The organism is Anthropogastromicrobium sp. (assembly GCF_037349415.1).
Classification (GTDB): domain Bacteria; phylum Bacillota; class Clostridia; order Lachnospirales; family Lachnospiraceae; genus Anthropogastromicrobium; species Anthropogastromicrobium aceti.
The window spans coordinates 16,101-38,021 of the sequence record NZ_JAXWCK010000015.1; the positions used below are offsets into that span (position 1 = coordinate 16,101).

The 21,921-nt window shown below is 42.6% G+C and carries 22 protein-coding genes, 2 tRNA genes and 1 riboswitch; of the genes, 18 read left to right on the forward strand and 6 right to left on the reverse strand.

Going from position 1 to position 21,921, the window contains the following annotated elements; all coding sequences use genetic code 11:
* Window positions 1–3: 3 nt before the first annotated feature.
* Complete coding sequence (locus WJP93_RS01965; protein WP_337546589.1) at window positions 4–945, reverse strand: DMT family transporter; 942 nt, start codon at window positions 943–945, stop codon at window positions 4–6.
* A 134-nt stretch (window positions 946–1,079) separates the two neighbouring features.
* Between WJP93_RS01965 and WJP93_RS01970 the strand changes: the two genes are divergently transcribed.
* A complete protein-coding gene (locus WJP93_RS01970) occupies window positions 1,080–2,435 on the forward strand; it encodes a family 43 glycosylhydrolase (protein ID WP_337546591.1) in 1,356 nt (451 codons plus the stop codon).
* 20 nt (window positions 2,436–2,455) lie between these two features.
* On the forward strand, window positions 2,456–2,758 hold the full coding sequence (locus tag WJP93_RS01975; protein WP_337546593.1) for a Dabb family protein: 303 nt from the start codon (window positions 2,456–2,458) through the stop codon (window positions 2,756–2,758).
* 51 nt (window positions 2,759–2,809) lie between these two features.
* Here the strand turns inward: WJP93_RS01975 and WJP93_RS01980 are convergent, their stop codons facing one another.
* The gene (locus WJP93_RS01980) at window positions 2,810–3,232 is read right to left on the reverse strand and encodes a flavodoxin (RefSeq protein ID WP_308732116.1); all 423 of its coding nucleotides are present in this window, start codon (window positions 3,230–3,232) and stop codon (window positions 2,810–2,812) included.
* Between the two features lie 48 nt (window positions 3,233–3,280).
* Window positions 3,281–3,829, reverse strand: coding sequence for a DUF3793 family protein (locus WJP93_RS01985; protein WP_262538870.1), 549 nt, complete (start codon window positions 3,827–3,829; stop codon window positions 3,281–3,283).
* A gap of 370 nt (window positions 3,830–4,199) precedes the next feature.
* Here WJP93_RS01985 and eno point away from each other — a divergent pair, with 370 nt between their 5' ends.
* A complete protein-coding gene (gene eno, locus WJP93_RS01990) occupies window positions 4,200–5,498 on the forward strand; it encodes a phosphopyruvate hydratase (RefSeq protein ID WP_262538871.1) in 1,299 nt (432 codons plus the stop codon).
* A 61-nt stretch (window positions 5,499–5,559) separates the two neighbouring features.
* Here eno and WJP93_RS01995 read toward each other — a convergent pair whose 3' ends face one another.
* Both WJP93_RS01995 and raiA read right to left on the reverse strand, forming a co-directional pair.
* Window positions 5,560–5,943: a helix-turn-helix transcriptional regulator gene (locus WJP93_RS01995; RefSeq protein WP_118615455.1), complete on the reverse strand. Its 384-nt coding sequence runs from the start codon at window positions 5,941–5,943 to the stop codon at window positions 5,560–5,562.
* Window positions 5,944–6,119: 176 nt separating this feature from the next.
* Window positions 6,120–6,656: a ribosome-associated translation inhibitor RaiA gene (gene raiA / locus WJP93_RS02000; RefSeq protein ID WP_337546597.1), complete on the reverse strand. Its 537-nt coding sequence runs from the start codon at window positions 6,654–6,656 to the stop codon at window positions 6,120–6,122.
* Between the two features lie 249 nt (window positions 6,657–6,905).
* On the opposite strand from raiA, the gene secA reads away from it, so the two are divergent.
* The 4 genes from secA (at window position 6,906) to WJP93_RS02020 (ending at window position 12,368) form a co-directional block, all read left to right on the forward strand.
* Entirely contained in the window at window positions 6,906–9,482 is a 2,577-nt protein-coding gene (gene secA / locus WJP93_RS02005; RefSeq protein ID WP_118615453.1) for a preprotein translocase subunit SecA, read from the forward strand.
* Window positions 9,483–9,546: 64 nt separating this feature from the next.
* The gene (gene prfB, locus WJP93_RS02010) at window positions 9,547–10,680 is read left to right on the forward strand and encodes a peptide chain release factor 2 (RefSeq protein ID WP_227102345.1); all 1,134 of its coding nucleotides are present in this window, start codon (window positions 9,547–9,549) and stop codon (window positions 10,678–10,680) included.
* Window positions 10,681–10,731: 51 nt separating this feature from the next.
* The gene (locus WJP93_RS02015; RefSeq protein WP_227102346.1) at window positions 10,732–11,937 is read left to right on the forward strand and encodes a homoserine dehydrogenase; all 1,206 of its coding nucleotides are present in this window, start codon (window positions 10,732–10,734) and stop codon (window positions 11,935–11,937) included.
* A gap of 8 nt (window positions 11,938–11,945) precedes the next feature.
* A complete protein-coding gene (locus WJP93_RS02020; RefSeq protein ID WP_227102347.1) occupies window positions 11,946–12,368 on the forward strand; it encodes a DUF2752 domain-containing protein in 423 nt (140 codons plus the stop codon).
* Between the two features lie 28 nt (window positions 12,369–12,396).
* Here the strand turns inward: WJP93_RS02020 and WJP93_RS02025 are convergent, their stop codons facing one another.
* Window positions 12,397–12,993: a hypothetical protein gene (locus WJP93_RS02025; protein WP_337546599.1), complete on the reverse strand. Its 597-nt coding sequence runs from the start codon at window positions 12,991–12,993 to the stop codon at window positions 12,397–12,399.
* A 159-nt stretch (window positions 12,994–13,152) separates the two neighbouring features.
* Between WJP93_RS02025 and WJP93_RS02030 the strand changes: the two genes are divergently transcribed.
* From WJP93_RS02030 to WJP93_RS02080, 11 genes are all read left to right on the forward strand, one after another.
* Window positions 13,153–15,294 carry a Tex family protein gene (locus WJP93_RS02030; protein ID WP_337546601.1) on the forward strand — a complete coding sequence of 714 codons (2,142 nt, stop codon included), beginning with the start codon at window positions 13,153–13,155 and terminating at the stop codon, window positions 15,292–15,294.
* A gap of 52 nt (window positions 15,295–15,346) precedes the next feature.
* Window positions 15,347–15,531, forward strand: a riboswitch (FMN riboswitch).
* A gap of 144 nt (window positions 15,532–15,675) precedes the next feature.
* Window positions 15,676–16,395, forward strand: coding sequence for an ECF transporter S component (locus WJP93_RS02035; protein ID WP_337546603.1), 720 nt, complete (start codon window positions 15,676–15,678; stop codon window positions 16,393–16,395).
* A gap of 180 nt (window positions 16,396–16,575) precedes the next feature.
* Window positions 16,576–17,016, forward strand: coding sequence for a tRNA (adenosine(37)-N6)-threonylcarbamoyltransferase complex ATPase subunit type 1 TsaE (gene tsaE, locus WJP93_RS02040; RefSeq protein WP_118615439.1), 441 nt, complete (start codon window positions 16,576–16,578; stop codon window positions 17,014–17,016).
* A gap of 24 nt (window positions 17,017–17,040) precedes the next feature.
* On the forward strand, window positions 17,041–17,802 hold the full coding sequence (tsaB, locus tag WJP93_RS02045) for a tRNA (adenosine(37)-N6)-threonylcarbamoyltransferase complex dimerization subunit type 1 TsaB (RefSeq protein WP_066556598.1): 762 nt from the start codon (window positions 17,041–17,043) through the stop codon (window positions 17,800–17,802).
* Window positions 17,796–18,299: a ribosomal protein S18-alanine N-acetyltransferase gene (gene rimI / locus WJP93_RS02050; protein WP_337546607.1), complete on the forward strand. Its 504-nt coding sequence runs from the start codon at window positions 17,796–17,798 to the stop codon at window positions 18,297–18,299. Before tsaB ends, rimI begins: the two co-directional genes overlap by 7 nt.
* A gap of 83 nt (window positions 18,300–18,382) precedes the next feature.
* The gene (locus tag WJP93_RS02055) at window positions 18,383–18,634 is read left to right on the forward strand and encodes a hypothetical protein (RefSeq protein WP_066556600.1); all 252 of its coding nucleotides are present in this window, start codon (window positions 18,383–18,385) and stop codon (window positions 18,632–18,634) included.
* A 50-nt stretch (window positions 18,635–18,684) separates the two neighbouring features.
* The gene (locus tag WJP93_RS02060) at window positions 18,685–19,608 is read left to right on the forward strand and encodes a ribonuclease Z (RefSeq protein WP_066556603.1); all 924 of its coding nucleotides are present in this window, start codon (window positions 18,685–18,687) and stop codon (window positions 19,606–19,608) included.
* 1 nt (window position 19,609) lies between these two features.
* Window positions 19,610–20,635, forward strand: a complete 1,026-nt coding sequence (gene tsaD / locus WJP93_RS02065; RefSeq protein ID WP_227102352.1) for a tRNA (adenosine(37)-N6)-threonylcarbamoyltransferase complex transferase subunit TsaD — start codon at window positions 19,610–19,612, stop codon at window positions 20,633–20,635.
* A gap of 1 nt (window position 20,636) precedes the next feature.
* Entirely contained in the window at window positions 20,637–21,380 is a 744-nt protein-coding gene (ispD, locus tag WJP93_RS02070; RefSeq protein ID WP_337546608.1) for a 2-C-methyl-D-erythritol 4-phosphate cytidylyltransferase, read from the forward strand.
* A 237-nt stretch (window positions 21,381–21,617) separates the two neighbouring features.
* Window positions 21,618–21,703, forward strand: a tRNA-Ser gene (locus WJP93_RS02075).
* 48 nt (window positions 21,704–21,751) lie between these two features.
* Window positions 21,752–21,840: transfer RNA gene (locus WJP93_RS02080), tRNA-Ser, on the forward strand.
* The last annotated feature ends 81 nt before the right edge of the window (window positions 21,841–21,921 follow it).

The following is a 21,921-nucleotide window of genomic DNA, read 5'->3' on the forward strand; positions in this document are numbered from 1 at the left end:
TCTTTAAGATTTTTTTGTGGGCGGCCATGGAAGCTGAGCAAGCACAATTGCCAGAAAAACAATAGCACATCCTGTAAGCTCACGTGCCGATAAGGTTTGACCAAGAATCAACCAGCCGGCAAGAACAGATATAGCAGATTCCAGACTCAAAATAAGAGATGCGATAGTTGGATTCATACCCTTTTGTCCTATAATTTGAAGAGTATAGCCGACACCGCAGGAGAGAACACCAGCGTACAAAATAGGAGCCCATGCTGCAAGGATAGAAGAAAGTGATGGCTGCTCAAAAATAAATGCCGGAATAAGACATACGACTGCGCATACAAAAAACTGTATACACGATAAAGCCACACCATTGCAGCGCGGTGAAAAATAGTCTATTACTAAGATATGCACGGCAAATAAGAAAGAGCCGGCAATCAAAAGAAGATCACCCTTTCCAATAGAGCCAAAACCATCAGGAACGCTTAACAGATACAAACCGCCAACTGCCAGTGCGACACTAAGCCATACAAGTGGGCTGCAGCATTTCTTTAAAAATAGACTAAGAATCGGCACAAGAACAATATAGATGGCAGTCAGAAAGCCAGCCTTTCCAACACTTGTGTAGGAAATTCCAATCTGCTGAAGGGAAGAAGCAGCCGCCAGCACAATACCGCAGCATAGCCCGCCGAAGAATAATGTTTTTCGAGCAATTGGCGATGATGCGAGAGTTTTGGCTGATTGATTCAATTGGTCTGCAGGTGATACTTCAGAAGAATTTGTGCGGTTTTGAAAGAAAAATATGCAAGGGATCAAAAAAAGTGCACCAATCGCAGATCGTATTCCATTAAACGTAAACGGCTTAACATAGTCCATGCCTACGCTTTGTGCGACAAAAGCAGATCCCCAGATAGCCGCAGTCAAAAGCAGCAAAAATGAGTTTTTTAATTGAGAGCGTTTCATAAAAAAATCCTTTCATAATAATAAAAATAAGAGTGGATTGTATTTGCCAACAATCGTTATCCATGGTATCATACTTTCTAGTTGGGGTCAAAGGATTTGTTTAAGGCAAAACCCACTAGATTGGAGGATTAAACGTGGAATATTTTAAAGAGCCTGCAAACGCTGTCTATCAAAGCGGTGCAAAAAATCCATTTCTGCCGCTGAATATTTATATCCCTGATGGAGAGCCAAAGGTATTTGATGGAAGAGTTTATCTGTATGGCTCAAAGGATGAGTTTGACGGCGAGTATTGCTGTCACAAGTTTCATGTATATTCAGCACCTGTATCAGATTTGACCGAGTGGATCGATCACGGCCCAGTGCTTGCATCAACCGATGAGTACGAAAATGAGGGCATCAAAAAAGGCGTGCCGTGGTCAAATGGACTTTTATGGGCGCCAGATGTTACAAAAAGAGGCGAGTGGTATTATTTCTATTTCTGCCTTTCAGATGGAACAGAGGGTGTTGCAAAAAGCAAGAACCCATACGGACCATTTGAGGATGCTGTGCAGATAACGATGGGAGGAAAGCCAATCGAAGGCATTGATCCGTCTGTTTTGGAGGACAACGGAAAATATTATTACACATGGGGTCAGGGCCACTGCCATATGGCAGAATTAAATGATGATATGTGTACACTGAATCCAGATACCTATGAGGAAGCATTGATCAATAAGGATGATGATGGTCATGGTTTCCATGAGGCATCATCACTTCGCAAGGTAGGTGATCATTATGTTATCGTGTACGCAAGTGAATTTATTGATGAAACACACCGTAATGGCGGTCATCCGACAAATCTTGACTATGCAGTAAGCAAATCTGTTGCTGGTCCGTATGTAAGAAAAGGTCGTATAATCGACAATACAGGGATTGATCCGCAAAGCTGGAATAATCACGGCTCAATCGTGAAGATTGAAAATCAGTGGTATGTATTTTATCATGGTTCCTCCAACAACACAAAATATGCGCGCCGTGCCCGTGTTGAGCGTATTGAGGTAGATGAGGAGAGAGGAATTATCGAGCAGGTAGAGATGACCTCACAGGGATTTTCACATGGACTAGATGCCACGGCAGGTATTGAGGCAGGCTGGCAGTGCGGTCTGACTGGAAGAGCATATCTTACCGAGAAAGAAGGACGCTTCCCACTTGTACATATCACCGATGGCTGCAGCGTAAAATGGCGCTATATCGAGTTCTTGGAGGATGCCAATTGGACAATCGAGATCGAAGGAACAGCTCTGAAGGAATGTGGAATTAGCATTCTGGCAAATGGTGAGTCAGTTGGTGTGATCAATATAGAGGATATCCATCAGGAAACAACATGGAAAGCGCCAATCGAACTCAATAAGAGTGGTCGGTATGAGATTGAACTTCAATTCTTTGCTGAAGGGGAAGAAGACTTGTTTGAATTAGACCGCATTCGTTTCGTGAAAAACAAAATTAATTAAAAAATGAACAGGAGAGAAAAATGGTAAAGCATGTAATTTTATGGACATTAAAGAATGAGTATTCAAAAGAAGAAAAAGAAGCAATCAAGGCAGAAATCAAAGCTGGTCTTGAGGGACTTGCAGGTCAGATTCCGGGACTGTTAGAGATTCATGTTAACATAAATGGACTGGAAAGCTCAAATGCAGATTTGATGCTTGATTCTACATTTACTGACGAGGCAGCATTAAAGGGCTACTCCGTACATCCGGCTCACGTTGCAGTTGCAAATGGAAAGGTAAGACCACACACTGCAATCCGTTCCTGCTTAGATTTTACATTATAATAAAAAAGCTCGGAAGCATTTTATAATTTGCTTTCGAGCTTTTTTCTCTAATTATGCAAGAGCCTTTCCGAGTTCCTCGCATGCTGCCTTAGCATCCTCATCAGGAGCATCATTGCAGATAACGAAATCACACGCCATTACAGCGCCGTCATTGCGGCAGGTCTCATCCCAGTTGCGCATCCACTCACCATCTCCCCATCCATAGGAGCCAAACAGAGCGATCTTCTTGCCGGACAGCTTTGATTCGCAAGCTGTAAACATCGGCTCAAACTCATCCTCTTCAAGCTGCTCAGCACCCATAGAAGGGCATCCAAATGCAATTGCATCAAACTCATCCATCTTGTCAGCATCAAATTCAGCAGCAGTAAAAGTAGTTACGTCAGCGCCGGCATTTCTAGCTCCATCTGCTACGCTTTCTGCCATCTGCTCTGTATTTCCAGTTCCACTCCAGTAAACAACAGCTACCTTGCTCATAATAATTCTCCTTTAAAATAAAATTTATTTGTCAAATCAGTCAGGCACTTATGCGCTGACTGTCAACTGGCGAAGATCCTTTCCCTGTTCCCACATTTTACGGTAAATCTGCTTGCATTTGCAGTAGCGCCTAAAGGTTTTAACTGCATTTTCAGGGTCACTGTATACCTTCCAGTCACCGCAGCAAAGGCAGTTATGACCATGGTTTATAATAAAACCCTTCACATCCGCAAGTGGGTATCCAAGGAAAATTCCTATTTCATGAGGAAACGTACCAGACTGCATCAAATGTTGTCTGAGAATGAGGAGAGCGTCGATTGCGTTTTGGCTTGTATAGCCAAAGGAGGAAAGAAACTCACCGACAGCCGGATCAGACAGATCATTTTGCAGACGACTCATACGAACCACATAGATTAAAGCCGTGTGCTCATGAAGGCATAGGCAAAAACATAAAACACCCTTATCGCGAAGTGTATTGTTCCAGCGGCGTACTGCATCAAACAAATTTTTCTGAGTATCAAAGCTGACACGGAAAAGATTTGCTGTTTTTATAGACGCTAACGTCGGCGCACAATGTTCAATCAGATAATGATCCATAAATGTCTCCTAATAAAACTTGAAATTAGTTATGCATAATGTTAGTTAGAAATATCTAACACAAATGAGATTATACTATCTCACACGATTCCTGTCAAGAGAAATTTAAAATTTGATTTTGATTTCTACCCAGCGTCGCCCTAACTGAATAAAATTTTCAACAACCGGAAAATGTCCAGAATCCCCTTGCATTTTGAAAAGAATTAGCATAGACTAACTAATGGTTGTGATGGCTAATATAAAGAAAATGCAAAAAGCCTGAATACAACTTCAAACTTCACGCAAAATAACCATTGGCTCCATACTGCTGAAACGGGAGTGTTCTCCCGTTGGAGACCAGTGGAAAGAAAAAGAAAGGTTTGGTACGATCATGGATTATTTAGAGATTGAGAAGGTTGTAGGAAGAGAAATTCTTGATTCCAGAGGAAACCCAACAGTAGAGGCAGAGGTTACTCTGGCTGATGGAACTGTAGCAAGAGGAACAGCACCGAGCGGTGCTTCTACTGGTGAGTTCGAGGCACTTGAACTTCGTGACGGAGATAAGAGCCGCTATCTTGGGAAGGGCGTTACAAAGGCAGTTGAGAATATCAATACAATTATTAACGATACCATCACTGGTATGGATGCTTCTGATATTTATGCAGTTGATAAGGCAATGATTGAAGCAGATGGAACAAAGGATAAGTCAAAGCTTGGCGCAAATGCTATTTTAGCCGTATCCATCGCTGTTTGCCGTGCAGCGGCAGCATCTCTTGATATCCCGCTATATCGTTTCCTTGGCGGAGTTTCAGGAAATCGTCTTCCTGTTCCAATGATGAATATTATAAATGGAGGCTGCCATGCACTTTCCTCAGGACTTGATGTACAGGAGTTTATGATCATGCCAGTTGGAGCACCATCATTTAAGGAGTGCTTAAGATGGTGTGCAGAGGTATTCCATGCACTTGCTTCTATCTTAAAGTCCAGAGGACTCGCAACCTCAGTCGGTGATGAGGGCGGATTCGCTCCAGCATTAAAGTCCGATGAGGAGGCAATTGAGACGATTCTTGAGGCGGTAAAGAAGGCAGGCTATGAGCCAGGAAAAGACTTTAGAATTGCTATGGATGCAGCTTCTTCTGAGTGGAAGAGTGAGAAAGGCAAGGGCTACTACAAGCTTCCAAAGGCAGGAACTGAGTATACAGCTGAGGAACTGATCGAGCACTGGGCAGCACTTTGCGAGAAGTATCCAATCATCTCAATCGAGGATGGTCTTGATGAGGAAGATTGGGAAGGCTGGCAGAAACTCACCAAGAGACTGGGCGACAAGGTTCAGTTGGTTGGTGATGACCTGTTTGTTACCAATACCGAGAGACTTTCCAAGGGTATCGAGCTGGGTGCAGGAAATGCAATCTTAATCAAGTTAAATCAGATCGGTTCTGTATCCGAGACACTTGAGGCAATCAAGATGGCTCATAAGGCAGGCTACACCGCAATTTCCTCCCATCGTTCCGGTGAGACTGCTGACACAACTATCGCAGATCTTGCAGTGGCACTAAATACATGCCAGATAAAGACAGGTGCACCGTCTAGATCAGAGCGTGTTGCCAAGTACAATCAGCTTCTTCGAATCGAAGAACAGCTTGGAGCAAGTGCTGTATATCCAGGCATCAAGGCATTTAATGTCAAATAAAAGTAACTGATAAAAATACAAAAATCCGAGGCTGAATTATGACTGCCTCGGATTTTTGTGCTTACTTATTTACTTTTTTTCTGCCGGCATCATTGCCTGATGTCTGGCTTGACTCATCAAGAGAGATGTACGGCATCATCACCTTAAGCAGATCAGCGAGTCTGTTTCTCTGCTGCGATGGAAGATCCTTAATCATCACGGACAGGGCGTCTTCGGGAATCGGGTTTGAATCAGTATTGTCTTTGCCATAGAGCAAATAGTCACTCGAAACCTCAAGACAAGTCGAAAGATCGTTGAGTGTGTATAAGCTCATCGTTTTCACGCCACGTTCTAGCTCATAGATATAATGAGAAGAAACGTCAAGGCATTCTGCCAGCTTCTCCTGCGTCAGGTGCTTTTGCTTTCTGCATGCTTTAATGCGCATTCCAATTTGTTCAAAGTCCATAAATCCTACCTCCTAGTATAAGAATATATCTAATAGATAGGAAGCATAACTTGCTGACAGCAACAAAAATAGCCATAATCAGACAAAACTCTATCTGACAGTGGTAAAAAATGGAAAAAAGTGTCGAAAAAAAGGGCACCTCCATTTGAGATGCCCTGTAAGTAACAATTTAATTATTAGAACTCAGGTCCGATCAGACCATAAGTACCATTCTTTCTCTTGTAAACGACATTTACGCGATCCTCATCGCAGTTGTAGAATACAAAGAAGTTATGTCCCAAAAGCTCCATCTGAAGGCAAGCCTCCTCAGGATTCATTGGCTTTAATGGGAAACGCTTAACACGTGCAATATTGATGCCATCATTCTCTTCGGAGAACTCATCCTCTTCCTCAATAAAGGCACTTGAGAAGTCTCCGCCATCCTGCTCTCTGGCAATCAGTTTCGTTTTATAACGTCTCAGCTGACGCTCAATGATTTCTTCTACTAAATCGATCGAAACATACATATCCGAACTTTCCTGTTCTGCACGAACCAGGCTTCCTTTAACTGGGATCGTAACCTCGATTTTCTGACGATCCTTCTGAACGCTTAACGTAACATAAACTGTTGCATCTGGTGTGAAATAGCGCTCAAGTTTTCCGATCTTTTCATAAATTGCTGATTTCAGGCCCTCAGTGACCTCGATATTTCTTCCTGTAATGATATACTTCATACAATCAGCTCCTTCCGATAGAATCATAGAAATAAATAAAATGTGTCTTTATTTATTTACCAAGAGTATAGCACAAAACAATGATTTTGTAAATATAATTTTGATGTAATTTAGAGAATTTTTATACATCTTTTTTACATTTTCCGGAAAAACCCTAAACTGAAGTAGGAATAAAAATGTCTTGAATTTTTATAGGAAAAATGATAGAATTAGTCTGTTGTACTATCGGTATGTATTTAGGAGGCAGATATGGGATTCATAAATAAGATATTTGGTACTCACAGCCAGCATGAGCTTAAGCGTATCAAGCCAATCGTGGATAAGATCCTCGGCATGCGTGAGCAGTGGGTCGCACTGTCAGATGAAGAACTTCAGCATAAGACAGTAGAATTTAAAGAGCGCCTTGCAAAGGGCGAGACACTGGATGATATCCTTCCGGAAGCCTTCGCTACAGTTCGTGAGGCCTCCAGAAGAGTGTTGGGCGAGGAGCATTATCCGGTTCAGCTGACGGGCGGTATCGTACTGCATCAGGGACGTATCGCAGAGATGAGGACTGGTGAAGGAAAGACCAACGTGGCAGCACTTCCTTCTTATTTAAACGCACTGGCAGGCGAGGGTGTTCATGTCGTTACTGTTAACGACTATCTGGCACAGCGTGATGCTGAGAACGAAGGAAAGGTTCACAGATTCCTGGGTCTTACGGTTGGCTGTGTATTAAACAGCATGAACAATGATGAGCGAAGAGCAGCATATAATTGCGATATCACATATGTAACAAATAATGAGTTAGGTTTCGACTATCTTCGTGATAACATGGTCGTATATAAGGAGCAGCTCGTAATGAGAGGTCTTCACTTTGCGATCATCGATGAGGTCGATTCCATTTTGATCGATGAGGCTAGAACACCTCTTATTATTTCAGGTCAGAGTGGAAAATCTACAAAGCTGTATGAGGTTTGCGATATTCTGGCAAAGCGTCTTGAAAAGGGTGAGGCAAGTGCAGAGTTTTCCAAGATGAATGCTCTTATGGGTGAGGAGATCACTGAGACTGGTGACTTTGTTGTCAGCGAGAAGGATAAGACAATCAACTTAACCGAGCAGGGTGTTCAAAAGGTAGAGCAGTTCTTCCATATTGATAACCTTGCAGATGCGGAGAATCTTGAAATTCAGCATAATATGATCATGGCACTCAAAGCAAACTATATGATGTTCCGTGATCAGGATTACGTTGTAAAGGACGATGAGATTCTTATTGTCGATGAGTTTACAGGACGTATTATGCCAGGCAGACGCTACTCCGATGGTCTGCATCAGGCAATTGAGGCAAAGGAGCATGTAAAGGTAAAGAGAGAGAGCAAAACACTTGCAACTATCACCTTCCAGAACTTCTTTAATAAATTTGATAAAAAGTGCGGTATGACTGGTACAGCGCTTACTGAGGAGCGAGAGTTTCGTAATATCTACGGCATGGACGTAGTTGAGATTCCGACAAACAAGCCGATTGCACGTATTGATCATCAGGATGCTGTTTATAAGACAAAGAAAGAAAAATATAAGGCAGTATGCGACGAGGTTGAGGAGACCTACAAGAAAGGACAGCCGGTACTTGTTGGTACAGTAAATATTGATACTTCTGAACTTTTAAGCGGTATGTTAAAAAGACGCGGTATTCCGCATAACGTATTGAATGCAAAGTATCATGAGCTAGAGGCTCAGATCGTTGCAGGCGCAGGTGTGCATGGTTCTGTTACAATTGCAACTAATATGGCAGGACGTGGTACAGATATCAAGCTTGATGAGGAATCAAGAAAGCTTGGCGGATTAAAGATCATTGGTACAGAGCGTCATGAGTCAAGACGTATTGATAACCAGTTAAGAGGTCGTTCCGGACGTCAGGGTGATCCTGGTGAATCAAGATTTTATATTTCACTTGAGGATGATCTGATGCGTCTGTTCGGTTCAGAAAAGATCATGAGCATGTTCAATGCGCTTGGTGTTCAGGACGGCGAGCAGATTGAGCACAAGATGTTAACATCTGCAATTGAGAAGGCACAAAAGAAGATTGAGGGCAACAACTACGGTATTCGTGAGAATGTCTTAAAGTATGATGAGGTCATGAATGAGCAGCGTGAAATCATCTACAAGGAGCGCCGTCAGGTTCTTGATGGAGAGAGCATGAAGGATGTTATCTTAAAGATGATTAGAGATATCGTCAGCCAGGTTGTAGACCGCACAATCTCAGATGAGCAGGCGCCGGAGGATTGGGATTTCGCTCAGTTAAATATCGAGCTTCGTTCCATCATTCCGCTTACCGAATATATGCCGTCAGCAGATGAAACAAAGAACATGAAGAAGGCAGAATTAAAAGAGACTCTTACAGAGATGGCACTGCAGGCTTATGCAGACAAGGAAAGCGAGTTCCCAGATCCAGAGAGCATGAGAGAGGCAGAGCGCGTTGTTCTGTTAAAGACCATCGACCGCAAGTGGATGGATCACATCGACGATATGGATCAGCTACGTCAGGGTATCGGTCTTCAGGCATATGCACAGCGCGATCCGCTCAATGAGTATAAGATGGCAGGCTATGACATGTTCAACGAGATGATGGCAAGCATCCGTGAGGATACTGTCAAGATGATGTTCCGCGTAAAGGTTGAAAAGCCAGAGGAGCGTGAGCAGGTAGCAAAGGTGACAGGAACAAACAAGGATGACAGCGGCGTGAAGGCACCGGTTCGCAGAAATGCACCGAAGATTCAGCCAAACGATCCGTGTCCATGCGGCTCTGGCAAGAAATATAAGCAGTGCTGCGGAAGATTCGCTGAGTAAATGACGCCAAGATATATTGAACTTGACATATTGAATTTGAATTAAAGAAAGTAGAGGAAGAAAAGTGGTAGAGTTAGATCAGTTTAAGTACACACTGTCTACTTATGTCCCGATGTTAAAGGAGCTTGGTGCTTCTTTAAATCTGGATGCCAAAAAAGAGAGAATTGCAGAGCTTTCACGTTATATGGAAGCTCCTGATTTCTGGGATGACCCAGAGCGTTCTCAGAAGATGACAAAAGAGTTAAAGAGTCTGGAAGATACCGTAAAGAGCTACACAACATTGTCTACTCAGTATGACGATATTAGTGAGCTTATTGAGATGGGTTACGAGGAGAATGATCCAGAGGTTATTCCTGTCATTCAGGAGTCTCTTGATGAGTTCACGACAAACCTTGAAGCACTCAGACTTAGCACACTGTTAAATGGTGAGTATGATAAAAATAATGCCATCATTCGTTTGAATGCAGGTGCCGGCGGTACTGAGGCATGCGACTGGTCTAGTATGCTGTATCGTATGTATACACGTTACGCTGACAGAAATGGCTTCTCAGTAGAAGTTCTTGATATGCTTGATGGTGATGAGGCTGGAATTAAGTCAGTCACCTTCCAGGTAAATGGTGAGAATGCCTACGGTTATTTAAAGTCTGAGAAGGGTGTTCACAGACTGGTTCGTATTTCCCCATTTAACGCAGCAGGAAAGCGTCAGACTTCTTTTGTTTCCTGTGATGTTATGCCAGAGATCGAGGAAGATCTTGATGTTGAAATCAACGATGATGATCTTCGTATCGATACCTACCGTTCTAGTGGTGCCGGCGGACAGCATATCAATAAGACCTCATCTGCAATTCGTATTACGCATCTTCCGACTGGTATCGTTGTTACCTGTCAGAATGAGCGTTCCCAGTTCCAGAACAAGGACAAGGCAATGCAGATGTTAAAGGCAAAGCTGTATATGTTAAAGCAGCAGGAAAATGAAGAAAAGATTTCCGGCATCCGTGGTGAGGTAAAAGACATCGCGTGGGGAAATCAGATTCGCTCTTACGTACTTCAGCCATACACTATGGTAAAGGATCATCGTACTGGTGCCAGCAGCGGAAATGCAGGCGCTGTGCTTGATGGAGACATCGATCTGTTTATCAGCGCGTATTTAAGATGGCTGTCTACAGGAGAGAAGGTATCTGAGGACACAGGAGAGTAAAAAGACCCTCAAAGCTCAAAAATCACATAACTGGAAAGGTTGGACGTAAGTATGATTAAGGTAGCAGTGTTAGGATATGGAAATATCGGTTCAGGAGTTGTGCAGGTATTGCTGAAGAATAAGGAAACAATCGCAAAGAAGGCAGGAGATGAGATCGTGCCGGCATGCGTACTTGATCTTCGTGATTTCCCAGGCGACGTGATGGAAGATAAGGTAGTAAAGGATATTAATCTGATTACACAGAACCCAGAAATTTCAATCGTTGTTGAGACTATGGGTGGAACAAAGCCGGCATATGCCTTCGTAAAGGCTTGTCTTGAGGCTGGAAAGCATGTTGCAACTTCCAATAAAGAGCTTGTTGCAGCGCATGGTCCAGAGCTTCTTGAGATTGCAAAGGCACATCATGTAAGCTTCTTATTTGAGGCAAGTGTAGGCGGCGGTATTCCGATTATTCGTCCTCTTGTTTCAAGCATTACTTCCGATGCAGTAACCGAGATTACCGGTATTCTAAACGGCACCACAAACTATATGTTAACCAAGATGAGTGAAGATGGTCTTGATTATGATGCAGTCCTTGAGGATGCACAGGAGAGAGGCTATGCAGAGAGAAACCCAGCGGCAGATGTTGAGGGTCATGATGCACGCAGAAAGATTGCAATTTTGTCCTCACTTGCATTTGGCAAATATGTAGATTATGAGGATGTTTATACTGAGGGTATTACAAAGATCACATCAGCTGATTTTGCATACGCAAAGGTTCTTGGCAGCCGTATCAAGCTGTTTGGAACAAGCAAAAAGAAAGATGATGGAAGTATAAGTACAATGGTATGCCCAGTTATGATCACAAACGAGCATCCGCTTTTTGCAGTTAATGACGTAATGAACGCAATTCTTGTTCGCGGTGAGAGCATGGGTGATTTGATGTTTTATGGTGCAGGAGCAGGAAAGCTTCCAACAGCTTCCGCTGTAGTGGCAGATGTTGTAAATGCAGCAAGAAATCCAAAGATCACTGAGATTGCACCATATGAGCCAGGAAAGATGACTGTTTCAGATCATTTAAAATCAACACACAGCTACTTTGTGCGTGTAAAGGGATCAGATGCAAACGCTGTAGCAGAAAGCTTTAAGGCAAAGCATATCGTAGATGCTGGTATTGCAGATGAGTTTGGACTTATTACAGCAGAGTGGGCTGAAAATGAATTTGATGCGCTGTGCGAAAACTATCCAGTTGTAAGTGTAATTCGTTTGGCAAAGTAAGAATGATTATGGATCATAAAAATAAAGATCATGCAGAGAGGACAGAAGATGTCCTCTTTTGCATTATAGTGGCTGGTATAATTATTTTTGTTGGCGGCCTTGGCATTTTGCATGTGCTTGATCTTGAATGGATCGCACAGGGGGCACCATGCTTTATTTATAGCCTCACTGGCTGGTATTGCCCAGGCTGCGGCGGCACACGAGCAGTAAAGGCGCTTCTTTGTGGCAGGCTGTTTGACAGTATTTGTTATCATCCGGCAGTACCATATCTTGCCGTATGGACAATTATATTTTTGTGCTGGCAAAGTCTTCACTATCTGTCAAAAGGACGTATTAGAGGCTTCAAATATCGAAGCTGGCATTTATGGGCAACGGTATTATTGTTTTTTCTTAATTTTATCATAAAAAATGCGGCACAGCTAATGGGGTAAACCATAGGCTGTGCCGTATTTTTAAATTTTAGATTGTATCCCCATTGCCTGTTGGCATCGGAACTGTGTTTGGTACTTCTACTGCGCCAGACTCAGAAGGAAGCAGTGAATTTGCCTTATTATTTAAAAGATCCTGCATCTGCTTGAGCATATCGCGGTAAGCTGGATCCTCTAACAGCTGTGGATAAAGAACAAGATAGAAGAAGAGGATAAACGCAACAATCACAATAGAGATGCTGCTGATAATAATTCCAGTAATTGCAATAGGGTGAAGGTGATGATCCTCATTTGCAAAAAAGCGAGAACAGATTAAAACAGCAAGAGACATGATAGAAACACCAAGCGTCAAATAAATATTAGCACAGCAACAGCAGATCAAAGCAGCAATACTCATTGCGAAGCCAATCTTCTCAAGATTAGTAGCACGTCTGTGATGTGGTTTGTAGGAACGACCTCTATCATCCTCAGGCCCCATCTGCGGATCAGTATAGCGCGCATAAGAATCACCATACTCCTCCTTTTGCTCCTCATGAACCTTATCCTTTACATATTCCTCATACGGATCATAGGTGTCGTTATCATCGCCTTCACGCTCAGGATCCTTATAGTTCTTATTTTCATCCATAAAAAATAAAATCCTTTCTTTTCGAATTTGTGTATCTTCTGGGTTGCAAAATATTCTACTGCAATGTATGATAAACATTAGTGTTATCATATCACATAAAAATAAAAGTCACAACCAATATTTGCACCATCAGTATATATGGTGCAGAAAGGCATCAAAATGGATATTATTAAAAAGATAGCAGAAGAACTGCAAATTCGCCCTGATCAGGTTCAGGCAGTTGTAAATTTGATTGATGAGGGCAATACCATCCCTTTTATTGCGCGCTACCGCAAGGAAGCACACGGTGCATTAAATGATGAGATACTTAGAAATCTCGATGAAAGGCTGACATATCTTCGCAATCTTGAAGAGAAAAAGTCAAGTGTTCTTGCTTCCATGGAAGAGCTTGGCGTCCTCACAGATGATCTGAAAAAGAAAATGGAGCAGGCACAGACATTAGCCGTCATAGAAGATCTTTATCGTCCATATCGTCCAAAGCGCCGTACAAGAGCGACAATTGCAAAAGAAAAAGGCTTAGAGCCGCTTGCAAATGAAATATTATTAGGACAGGCAAAAGGAACAAAAGAAGAGTTGGCAAAAGCTTTTGTATCACCAGAAAAAGGTGTGGAAAGCACAGAAGATGCACTTTTAGGTGCCATGGATATTTTAGCTGAGCACATTTCAGATGATGCTTCATTTCGTGCCCAGATTCGTAAAATGACATGGGAAAAAGGTATGCTCACCTCCACAGTTCGCGAAGAAGGTACAGAGTCTGTATTTGAAACATATTATGAGTTTCAGGCACAGCTTACAAAGATCAATGGTCATCAGGTGCTTGCTGTAAACCGCGGAGAAAACCAAAAGGTGCTGAGTGTTAAAATTGAGGCACCGCAGGAAGAGATTCTTACCTGGTTATATAATGTAATGACAAAGGGAAAGAACGAAACTTGTGCAGCTATTCTTCGTGAGGCTACAGAGGATGCATATAAGCGTCTGATCGCTCCGGCAATAGAGCGTGAGCTTCGCACTAATCTGACAGAGACAGCAGAAGAGGGCGCAATGAAGGTGTTCGGACAGAATCTAAAGCAGCTTCTGATGCAGCCGCCAATTGCAGGTCAGACTGTTCTTGGCTGGGATCCGGCCTTTCGTACAGGCTGCAAGCTTGCTGTAATTGATCCATTTGGAAAGGTAATTGACACAAAGGTCATTTATCCGACAGCGCCGCATAACAAAGTAAAAGAATCAAAAGATATCTTAAAAGCACTTATTGCAAAGTACCATATTACATTGATTTCAGTTGGAAACGGAACAGCATCGCGAGAGTCTGAGCAAATCATTGCAGATTTGATTAAGGAAATCAACGCGCCTGTGCGCTATGTCATCACAAACGAGGCTGGTGCTTCAGTATATTCTGCAAGCAAACAGGCAACAGAGGAGTTTCCAAACTTTGATGTTGGCCAGAGAAGTGCTGTTTCTATCGCCAGACGTGTGCAGGATCCGCTTGCAGAGCTTGTCAAGATTGATCCAAAGGCTATCGGTGTCGGCCAGTATCAGCATGATATGAATCAGAAAAAGCTCGATGAGATGCTTCATGGAACAGTAGAAGACTGTGTAAATCAGGTAGGCGTGGATTTAAATACAGCTTCAGCAGCGCTTCTCGAATATGTGTCAGGCATCACGAAAACAATTGCAAAAAATATCGTTACTTACCGTGAGGAAAATGGTCAGTTTACAAATAGAAAACAGTTATTAAAGGTTGCAAAGCTTGGACCAAAGGCATATGAGCAGTGTGCAGGTTTTCTTCGTATTCGCGGTGGAGATGAGCCGCTTGATGCTACAGCCGTTCACCCGGAAAGTTACGAGGCAGCACGTGCAGTTTTAGCATCATGTGAACTAAAGCCGCAGGATATTTTAGAGGGAAAGGCTGCAGGCATTGCAAAGAAACTTCAGACAGCCAAGCTTGCAAAGCAGCTTGGAATTGGTGAACTTACACTTGCTGATATTGTAAAAGAATTAGAAAAGCCATCAAGAGATCCACGTGATGAAATGCCAAAGCCAATCCTTAGAAGTGATGTCCTGTCCATGGAAGACTTAAAGCCAGATATGGAATTAAAGGGAACAGTTAGAAATGTTGTTGATTTTGGAGCATTTGTCGATATAGGTGTGCATGAAGACGGACTAGTCCATCTCTCACAGCTTTGTAACCGCTACGTTAAGCATCCGTCAGAGGTTGTAAGCGTAGGAGATATTGTAAACGTCAGAGTGCTTAGCGTAGATTTAAAGAAAAAACGAATTGCCCTTACTATGAAAACAAAATAAAAAACGCTTGCAATTATCACTCTGCTGTGTTAAACTATCTGTCGGAAAATGGAATATTCTTTGGGGCGGGGTGTAAATCCCCACTGGCGGTAAAGTCCGCGACCCGCATTTTTGCGGCTGATTCGGTGAGTGCAAAGATAGTGATGAACAATTCTTCACAACTCCGAAACCAACAGTAAAGTGATGCAGCATTATTAGCAAAAGCTGTGTCCAAAGTCTGGATGGGAAAAGAAAGAGTGTATCGTTTTATAGACCCCCTGTCGATTCAGGGGGCTTTTTTTAAAATGGTGCACCAGATTCTTATTTCACAATTTAATCAAAGACGTCCACTTTCAATTTTCAATATTACGCGCATAAATGCGCAGAAAAGAGGAAAGAGAAATGGAAAACTTATGGAAGACAGTAACTGAAAATGTCGGCTTTATTGTCGTCATTGCGATCACGGCAGCAGTCCTTTTTGCGGTGGCAAAGCTTGGAGAAATGTGGGCAGGCGTGACTTCATCGCAGCAAATGCGCACGAAAAAAATTGTCACTATAGGTATGATGTCAGCGCTTGCATTTATTCTGCAGATCTTTGATTTTCCAGTACCATTTGCACCGCCATTCTACAAGCTTGATTTTTCAGAGGTGCCAGTTTTAATCTGCTCCTTTGCAATGGGACCGGTGGCAGGTGTAGCATCAGAGCTGCTTAAAAACGTATTAAAAGTGCTTTTTAGAGGTACAACAACAGCATTTGTCGGCGATTATGCAAACTTTGTGATTGGCTGCAGCTTCATTATTCCGGCAGCAATCCTTTATTTCAAGCACAAGACAAAGAAAACAGCGATAATAGGCTGTGTAGCAGGAACAATCATTATTGCAATTTTTGGAAGCTTATTCAACGCATTTTATCTGCTTCCGGCATTCTCCAAGCTGTACGGAATGCCGCTTGAAAGCATTTTAGAGATGGGTCATGCAATCTTTTCTGGTTTTGAAGAGTTTAACATTTTGACATTTGTTGCCTTATGTGTAGCACCATTAAATCTGTTAAAGGGTGCACTTGTATCAGTTATCGTTATTCTGATCTACAAGCCAATCAGCCGTATTCTGCATCAGGTATAAAAATAGAGTTGTTTTTCTTGTGCATTCGTTGTAAAATCAATACGATGCACAAAATAAGCTGTGTTTGCAGTAAGTGTAAATCGCAGTTTGTGTGTATCCGCAGTCGCAAGGCTGCGGATATTTGTTTTTATTCTACGACATTTTACTCTGATAAAAATGAAACAATATTTGGAGGAATCAATGGCAATACCAGAAAAAATTTATGAGACAAATGGTGCAGAGGAAACCTTTGAGGTGGGAATGCGCCTTGCAAAAGAGGCAAAAGCCGGTGACATTTATTGTCTTGACGGTGATTTAGGAACAGGAAAAACTGTTTTTTCCCAGGGCTTTGCCGCAGGTCTTGGCATAAAAGAGGCAGTAAACAGTCCAACTTTTACAATCGTATGTGAATATGAAGAAGGGCGTCTGCCATTGTATCATTTTGATGTATATCGAATCGAAGAGCCGGAAGAGATGGAAGAAATTGGCTACGAGGAATATTTTTATGGACAGGGTGTGTGCCTTGTTGAGTGGGCATCACTTGTAGAAGAGATTATTCCGCCAGAAGCTGTGTGGATCACGATTGAGAAAGATCTGGACAAGGGATTCGATTATCGAAAAATAACAGTGCGCGGTAAGTGAAAAGAAAGGCAATAAGGTAACAGTATGCAGATATTAGCAATAGAAAGCTCATCTTTGACAGCAGGTGCAGCAATTATAAAGGATGATGTTGTGCTGGCAGAGTATTCAGTTTCATTTAAAAAGACACACTCGCAGACATTGCTTCCTATGATCGATGAGGTTGTAAAGATGACAGAAACCAATTTAAAGGAGCTTGATGCAATAGCCATTTCAGCAGGTCCTGGTTCATTTACAGGACTTAGAATCGGCAGTGCAACAGCGAAGGGATTATGTCTGGCGCTCGATAAGCCGCTTGTTGAGGTGTCTACGCTTGAAGCTATGGCGTTTGGATGCGGCCCATATAATGGTCTGATCTGCCCGATGATCGATGCGAGACGAAGACAGGTTTACACAGCGCTGTATCGTTTTGATGAAGAATTGAATATGGTATGCGTGATGGAACCAAAGCTTTTATTAGTGGAAGAGCTTGCACAGAACTTAAAAGAATTAAAGTCAGACGATGAGAATGTGTTATTTACAGGAGACGGCATGCATGTGCATGGTGCATGGTTAAAGGAAAATGTATCAAAAAGTAAAATGGCACCAGCAGTCTGCAGCACGCCGCGCGCAGCAGCAGTAGCAGAGCTTGGCGCTAAGAAATGGCGTGAAGGAAAGGCAATCAATGCAGATGATCACCGTCCGATCTACCTTAAAAAATCACAGGCAGAGCAGGAACGAGAGGCTGGCATTTACACAAAAGGTTCTCTGCGTCCGGGAGAGAGCGGAACGCAGGCAAAGATTTGCTGACGAAAAACGGCAGTGATGCCGTAAAATTGTCAGTGCGCCGTATGTGCAAAGTAGATCTTCTGGCTGTAGCACAGCTTGAGAAGGAATGTTTTGCAGAGGCATGGTCAGAAAATGCGTTGGCAGAAAGTCTTGCAGAAGCAAATTATGTATTTTTTGTCGCAGTGGTATCGAAGCCGTCTTGCATGGTAGATGAAAAAGATACAGAAGAAATTGCAGGATACGTCGGTGCATATCTGGCAGCAGATGAGCTTTCTATCACAAATGTCGCTGTATTTTCATCATACAGACGGTGCGGCGCAGCCAATCAGCTGATGAAAGCGCTTGATGCATTTGCACAGGAAAAGAATTTATATGGAATTACGCTCGAGGTGCGTGTGTCAAATAATGCAGCAATTGCATTATATGAAAAAAATGGTTATGAAAAATCTGGTATTCGCAAAGGATTTTACAGCAAACCAAAGGAAGATGCCTTAATTATGTGGAAATACTTCCAGTAGTGACAGGCATTTCCATTGTTATTCTTCCCGAAATTTATTAAAATATACATGCAAAATGAATCAATGAATCAGGGAGGAAAGCAATGAGAATAACAGTAAAAGAAAATAATAGGGACAGAATTCTTCAGGTCGTGTGCAATTGCTGCAGACGGCCGCTTCCAGTTGAAAATGGCATTGTGCTAGAGGATTATATTCATGTGGATAAAGCATGGGGCTATTTTTCAGAGCGCGATGGCGAGAAAATTGCATTTGACTTGTGTGAGAACTGTACCCAAGAGCTTACAAAAAGGTTTCGCCTGCCTGTGTATCAGAAAAAAACACGGGAATATTTATAACCTTATAAAAGTGCGCTTTGGGCGGGCGCTCATTTGGAATGAGAGGACAGATGTTAGATTTATGTTTATTGGGAACAGGCGGTATGATGCCCCTTCCTTATCGTTGGCTGACGTCGTTAATGACAAGATTTAACGGAAGCACATTAATGATTGACTGTGGAGAGGGAACACAGATCGCAGTGAGAGAAAAAGGCTGGAGCTGTAATCCAATCGATGTGATCTGTTTTACACATTACCATGGAGATCATATAAGCGGCCTTCCGGGACTCCTTTTGACAATGGGAAATGCAGACCGTACAGAGCCGCTTACACTTATTGGACCAAAAGGCCTTGAGCGCGTGGTGAATGCGCTTCGCGTTATTGCGCCAGAGCTGCCATTTCCTATTATATTTAAAGAGATTACGCAAAACGAGCAGGATTTCGAGGTGAAGGGCTATCATATTCATGCCTTTCGCGTTCAGCACAATGTAACCTGCTACGGTTACACGATTCAGATTCCGCGTGCAGGCCGTTTTCATGCTGAAAAGGCAAAAGAGCTTGGCATTCCGCTTACCTTCTGGAGTCATTTGCAAAAGGGAGAGACAATGACAGATGGCGATAAGGTTTATACGCCTGATATGGTTATGGGCGAAAAAAGAAAAGGAATCAAAGTTACGTATGTCACAGATACCAGACCGCTTCCAATTATTGCTGAGCAGGCAAAGGATGCTGATCTTTTTATATGTGAGGGCATGTATGGAGAGCCAGATAAGCTTGCCAAGGCAAAGGAATACAAGCATATGACATTTAGTGAGGCGGCGTCACTTGCAAAAGAGGCACAGCCTAAGGAAATGTGGCTGACTCATTATAGTCCGTCGCTTGCACATCCGGAGGAGTACATTGAGGAGACGAGAAAGATCTTTTCAAGAACAATTGCAGCAAAGGACGGAAGAAGTATTTCACTGGATTTTGAGCAGGAAGAAGGTACGAAGTAAGATGGAAGAAAAGAATATAAAAATACTTGCAATTGAGAGCAGCTGTGACGAGACGGCTGCTGCAGTAGTAGAAAATGGACGTAAGGTATTGTCAAATGTAATCTCTACACAGATTGATATTCATACTCTTTATGGCGGTGTTGTTCCAGAAATTGCCTCAAGAAAGCATCTCGAGCGTATTAATCAGGTGGTAAAGGAAGCATTGAAACAGGCATCTGTGACATTAGAGGACATCGACGCAGTTGCTGTTACCTATGGACCAGGTCTTGTTGGAGCACTTCTTGTTGGAACGGCAGAGGCAAAGGCGATTGCATATGCAGCAGGAAAGCCGCTTGTTGGTGTTCATCATATTGAGGGTCATATTGCAGCCAATTACATTGAAAACCAGGATTTAGAGCCGCCATTTATGTGTCTGATCGTTTCAGGTGGTCATACACATCTTGTTGTAGTTGAAGATTATGATAAATTTAATATCATTGGACGCACAAGAGATGATGCAGCAGGTGAAGCCTTCGATAAGGTAGCCAGAAGCATCGGTCTTGGCTATCCGGGAGGTCCAAAGATCGACAAGGCAGCAAAGCTTGGAAACCCGGATGCCATTACATTTCCAAAGGCGAAGATGTCTGATAATCCGTATGACTTTAGCTTCAGTGGTTTAAAATCAGCTGTGCTTAATTATTTAAATCATGCGAAGATGACAGGCGAAGAGGTTAATCCAAATGATCTGGCAGCATCCTTTCAAAAGGCAGTTGTGCAGGTATTAGTAGAGCATGCTATTCGAGGAACTAAGGAACATGGTTTTCGTAAGTTAGCTCTTGCAGGAGGTGTTGCATCAAACTCTGCACTTCGAGCAAGCTTAAAGGAGGCATGCGAAAAGAATGGAATTACTCTGTATTATCCGTCCCCTATTTTTTGCACAGATAATGCAGCAATGATTGGTGCAGCAGGCTACTACGAATATAAAAAAGGAAGAAGAAGCGGCTGGGATTTAAATGCAGCAGCGTCCTTAAAGCTGGGAGAACGATAAAATGAATGATATGGGAAAACAGGAGCATAAGGAGAAAAAAGCTGCTGTAATTCTGGCAGCAGGAAGCGGAAGACGCATGAATACGCCTGTTGCTAAGCAGTTTCTTGATTTGATGGGCATTCCGGTATTTTTACATAGTGTGCGTCTGTTTGACAAGATAGCTGATAAAATTGTACTTGTGACTTCACCAGATGCAGTCGAGTATTGCCAGAATCTTCTGGAAAAGGAAGAACTTTGCGCAGAGGTTATTGTGATCGCGGGAAAAAGCGAACGTTTCCTTTCATCTATGGAAGGAGTAAGGGCAGCCTCAGACTGCGATTTAATTATGATACATGATGCAGCACGTGCATGTGTTGATATGGAAGTTATTGAAAGGTCAATTGCTTCAGCAAGAATACATGGAAGCGGTGTTGCAGCTGTGCCGTTAAAAGATACGGTGAAGGTGGCAGATCAAAATGGAATGGTACTGTCAACACCTGACAGAAGTACACTTCGCATTATTCAGACACCACAAACATTTAAGCATGATATTATCTGTGCGGCCTATGATCATCTTAACCATATAATAGAAACAAAAGGTATAAAAGCAGCAGGCTCCATTACAGATGATGCCATGGTAGTGGAAACATTTACTAATCAGAAGGTCTATCTGTCAGAGGGCAGCTATGAGAATATCAAGCTGACTACGCCAGAGGATATGACAGCGGCGCATGGAATTTTATCTGCCAGGACGCGTGAACTGTAATAGTATCAAAAGATGGAAATAAAGCAACAATAAAAAAACTTGAAAAAAATCGAAAAAAGGTGTTGACATTTTGGAAAAGCCGTGATAGTATATAGAAGTCGCTTGAAACGACAAAAAACTTCCAAGTCACGGCTTTAACAAACCTCAAATCTTCAAAAAAAGATTTGAAAAAAGTTAAAAAAGTGCTTGACAAAAGCAAGACGATGAGTTATAATAAACGAGTCACTTAACTGCTTTGGAGAGGTGTCCGAGTGGTTTAAGGAGCCGGTCTTGAAAACCGGTGATTCCGAAAGGGACCGTGGGTTCGAATCCCACCTTCTCCGTTGATATTTACAATTAAATATCAGATTTTTGAGAATCAACTTATGCTTGGAGAAGTACCCAAGAGGTTGAAGGGGCTCCCCTGGAAAGGGAGTAGGTCGTTAGTAGCGGCGCAAGGGTTCAAATCCCTTCTTCTCCGTTGGTCTCCAAGATAGTGAGACTATGCAAAGAACCTTGATAATTGAACAGTATAACCAACCCTGAAGATTTCTTAAAAAGC

Bases quoted from the DNA above. Each gene is read 5' to 3' on its own strand.
- WJP93_RS01965 (WP_337546589.1), bottom strand. From the start codon at position 945: ATGAAACGCTCTCAATTAAAAAACTCATTTTTGCTGCTTTTGACTGCG.
- WJP93_RS01975 (WP_337546593.1), top strand. From the start codon at position 2,456: ATGGTAAAGCATGTAATTTTATGGACATTAAAGAATGAGTATTCAAAA.
- WJP93_RS01980 (WP_308732116.1), bottom strand. From the start codon at position 3,232: ATGAGCAAGGTAGCTGTTGTTTACTGGAGTGGAACTGGAAATACAGAG.
- WJP93_RS01985 (WP_262538870.1), bottom strand. From the start codon at position 3,829: ATGGATCATTATCTGATTGAACATTGTGCGCCGACGTTAGCGTCTATA.
- eno (WP_262538871.1), top strand. From the start codon at position 4,200: ATGGATTATTTAGAGATTGAGAAGGTTGTAGGAAGAGAAATTCTTGAT.
- WJP93_RS01995 (WP_118615455.1), bottom strand. From the start codon at position 5,943: ATGGACTTTGAACAAATTGGAATGCGCATTAAAGCATGCAGAAAGCAA.
- raiA (WP_337546597.1), bottom strand. From the start codon at position 6,656: ATGAAGTATATCATTACAGGAAGAAATATCGAGGTCACTGAGGGCCTG.
- secA (WP_118615453.1), top strand. From the start codon at position 6,906: ATGGGATTCATAAATAAGATATTTGGTACTCACAGCCAGCATGAGCTT.
- WJP93_RS02015 (WP_227102346.1), top strand. From the start codon at position 10,732: ATGATTAAGGTAGCAGTGTTAGGATATGGAAATATCGGTTCAGGAGTT.
- WJP93_RS02020 (WP_227102347.1), top strand. From the start codon at position 11,946: ATGGATCATAAAAATAAAGATCATGCAGAGAGGACAGAAGATGTCCTC.
- WJP93_RS02025 (WP_337546599.1), bottom strand. From the start codon at position 12,993: ATGGATGAAAATAAGAACTATAAGGATCCTGAGCGTGAAGGCGATGAT.
- WJP93_RS02030 (WP_337546601.1), top strand. From the start codon at position 13,153: ATGGATATTATTAAAAAGATAGCAGAAGAACTGCAAATTCGCCCTGAT.
- WJP93_RS02035 (WP_337546603.1), top strand. From the start codon at position 15,676: ATGGAAAACTTATGGAAGACAGTAACTGAAAATGTCGGCTTTATTGTC.
- tsaE (WP_118615439.1), top strand. From the start codon at position 16,576: ATGGCAATACCAGAAAAAATTTATGAGACAAATGGTGCAGAGGAAACC.
- tsaB (WP_066556598.1), top strand. From the start codon at position 17,041: ATGCAGATATTAGCAATAGAAAGCTCATCTTTGACAGCAGGTGCAGCA.
- WJP93_RS02055 (WP_066556600.1), top strand. From the start codon at position 18,383: ATGAGAATAACAGTAAAAGAAAATAATAGGGACAGAATTCTTCAGGTC.
- WJP93_RS02060 (WP_066556603.1), top strand. From the start codon at position 18,685: ATGTTAGATTTATGTTTATTGGGAACAGGCGGTATGATGCCCCTTCCT.
- tsaD (WP_227102352.1), top strand. From the start codon at position 19,610: ATGGAAGAAAAGAATATAAAAATACTTGCAATTGAGAGCAGCTGTGAC.
- ispD (WP_337546608.1), top strand. From the start codon at position 20,637: ATGAATGATATGGGAAAACAGGAGCATAAGGAGAAAAAAGCTGCTGTA.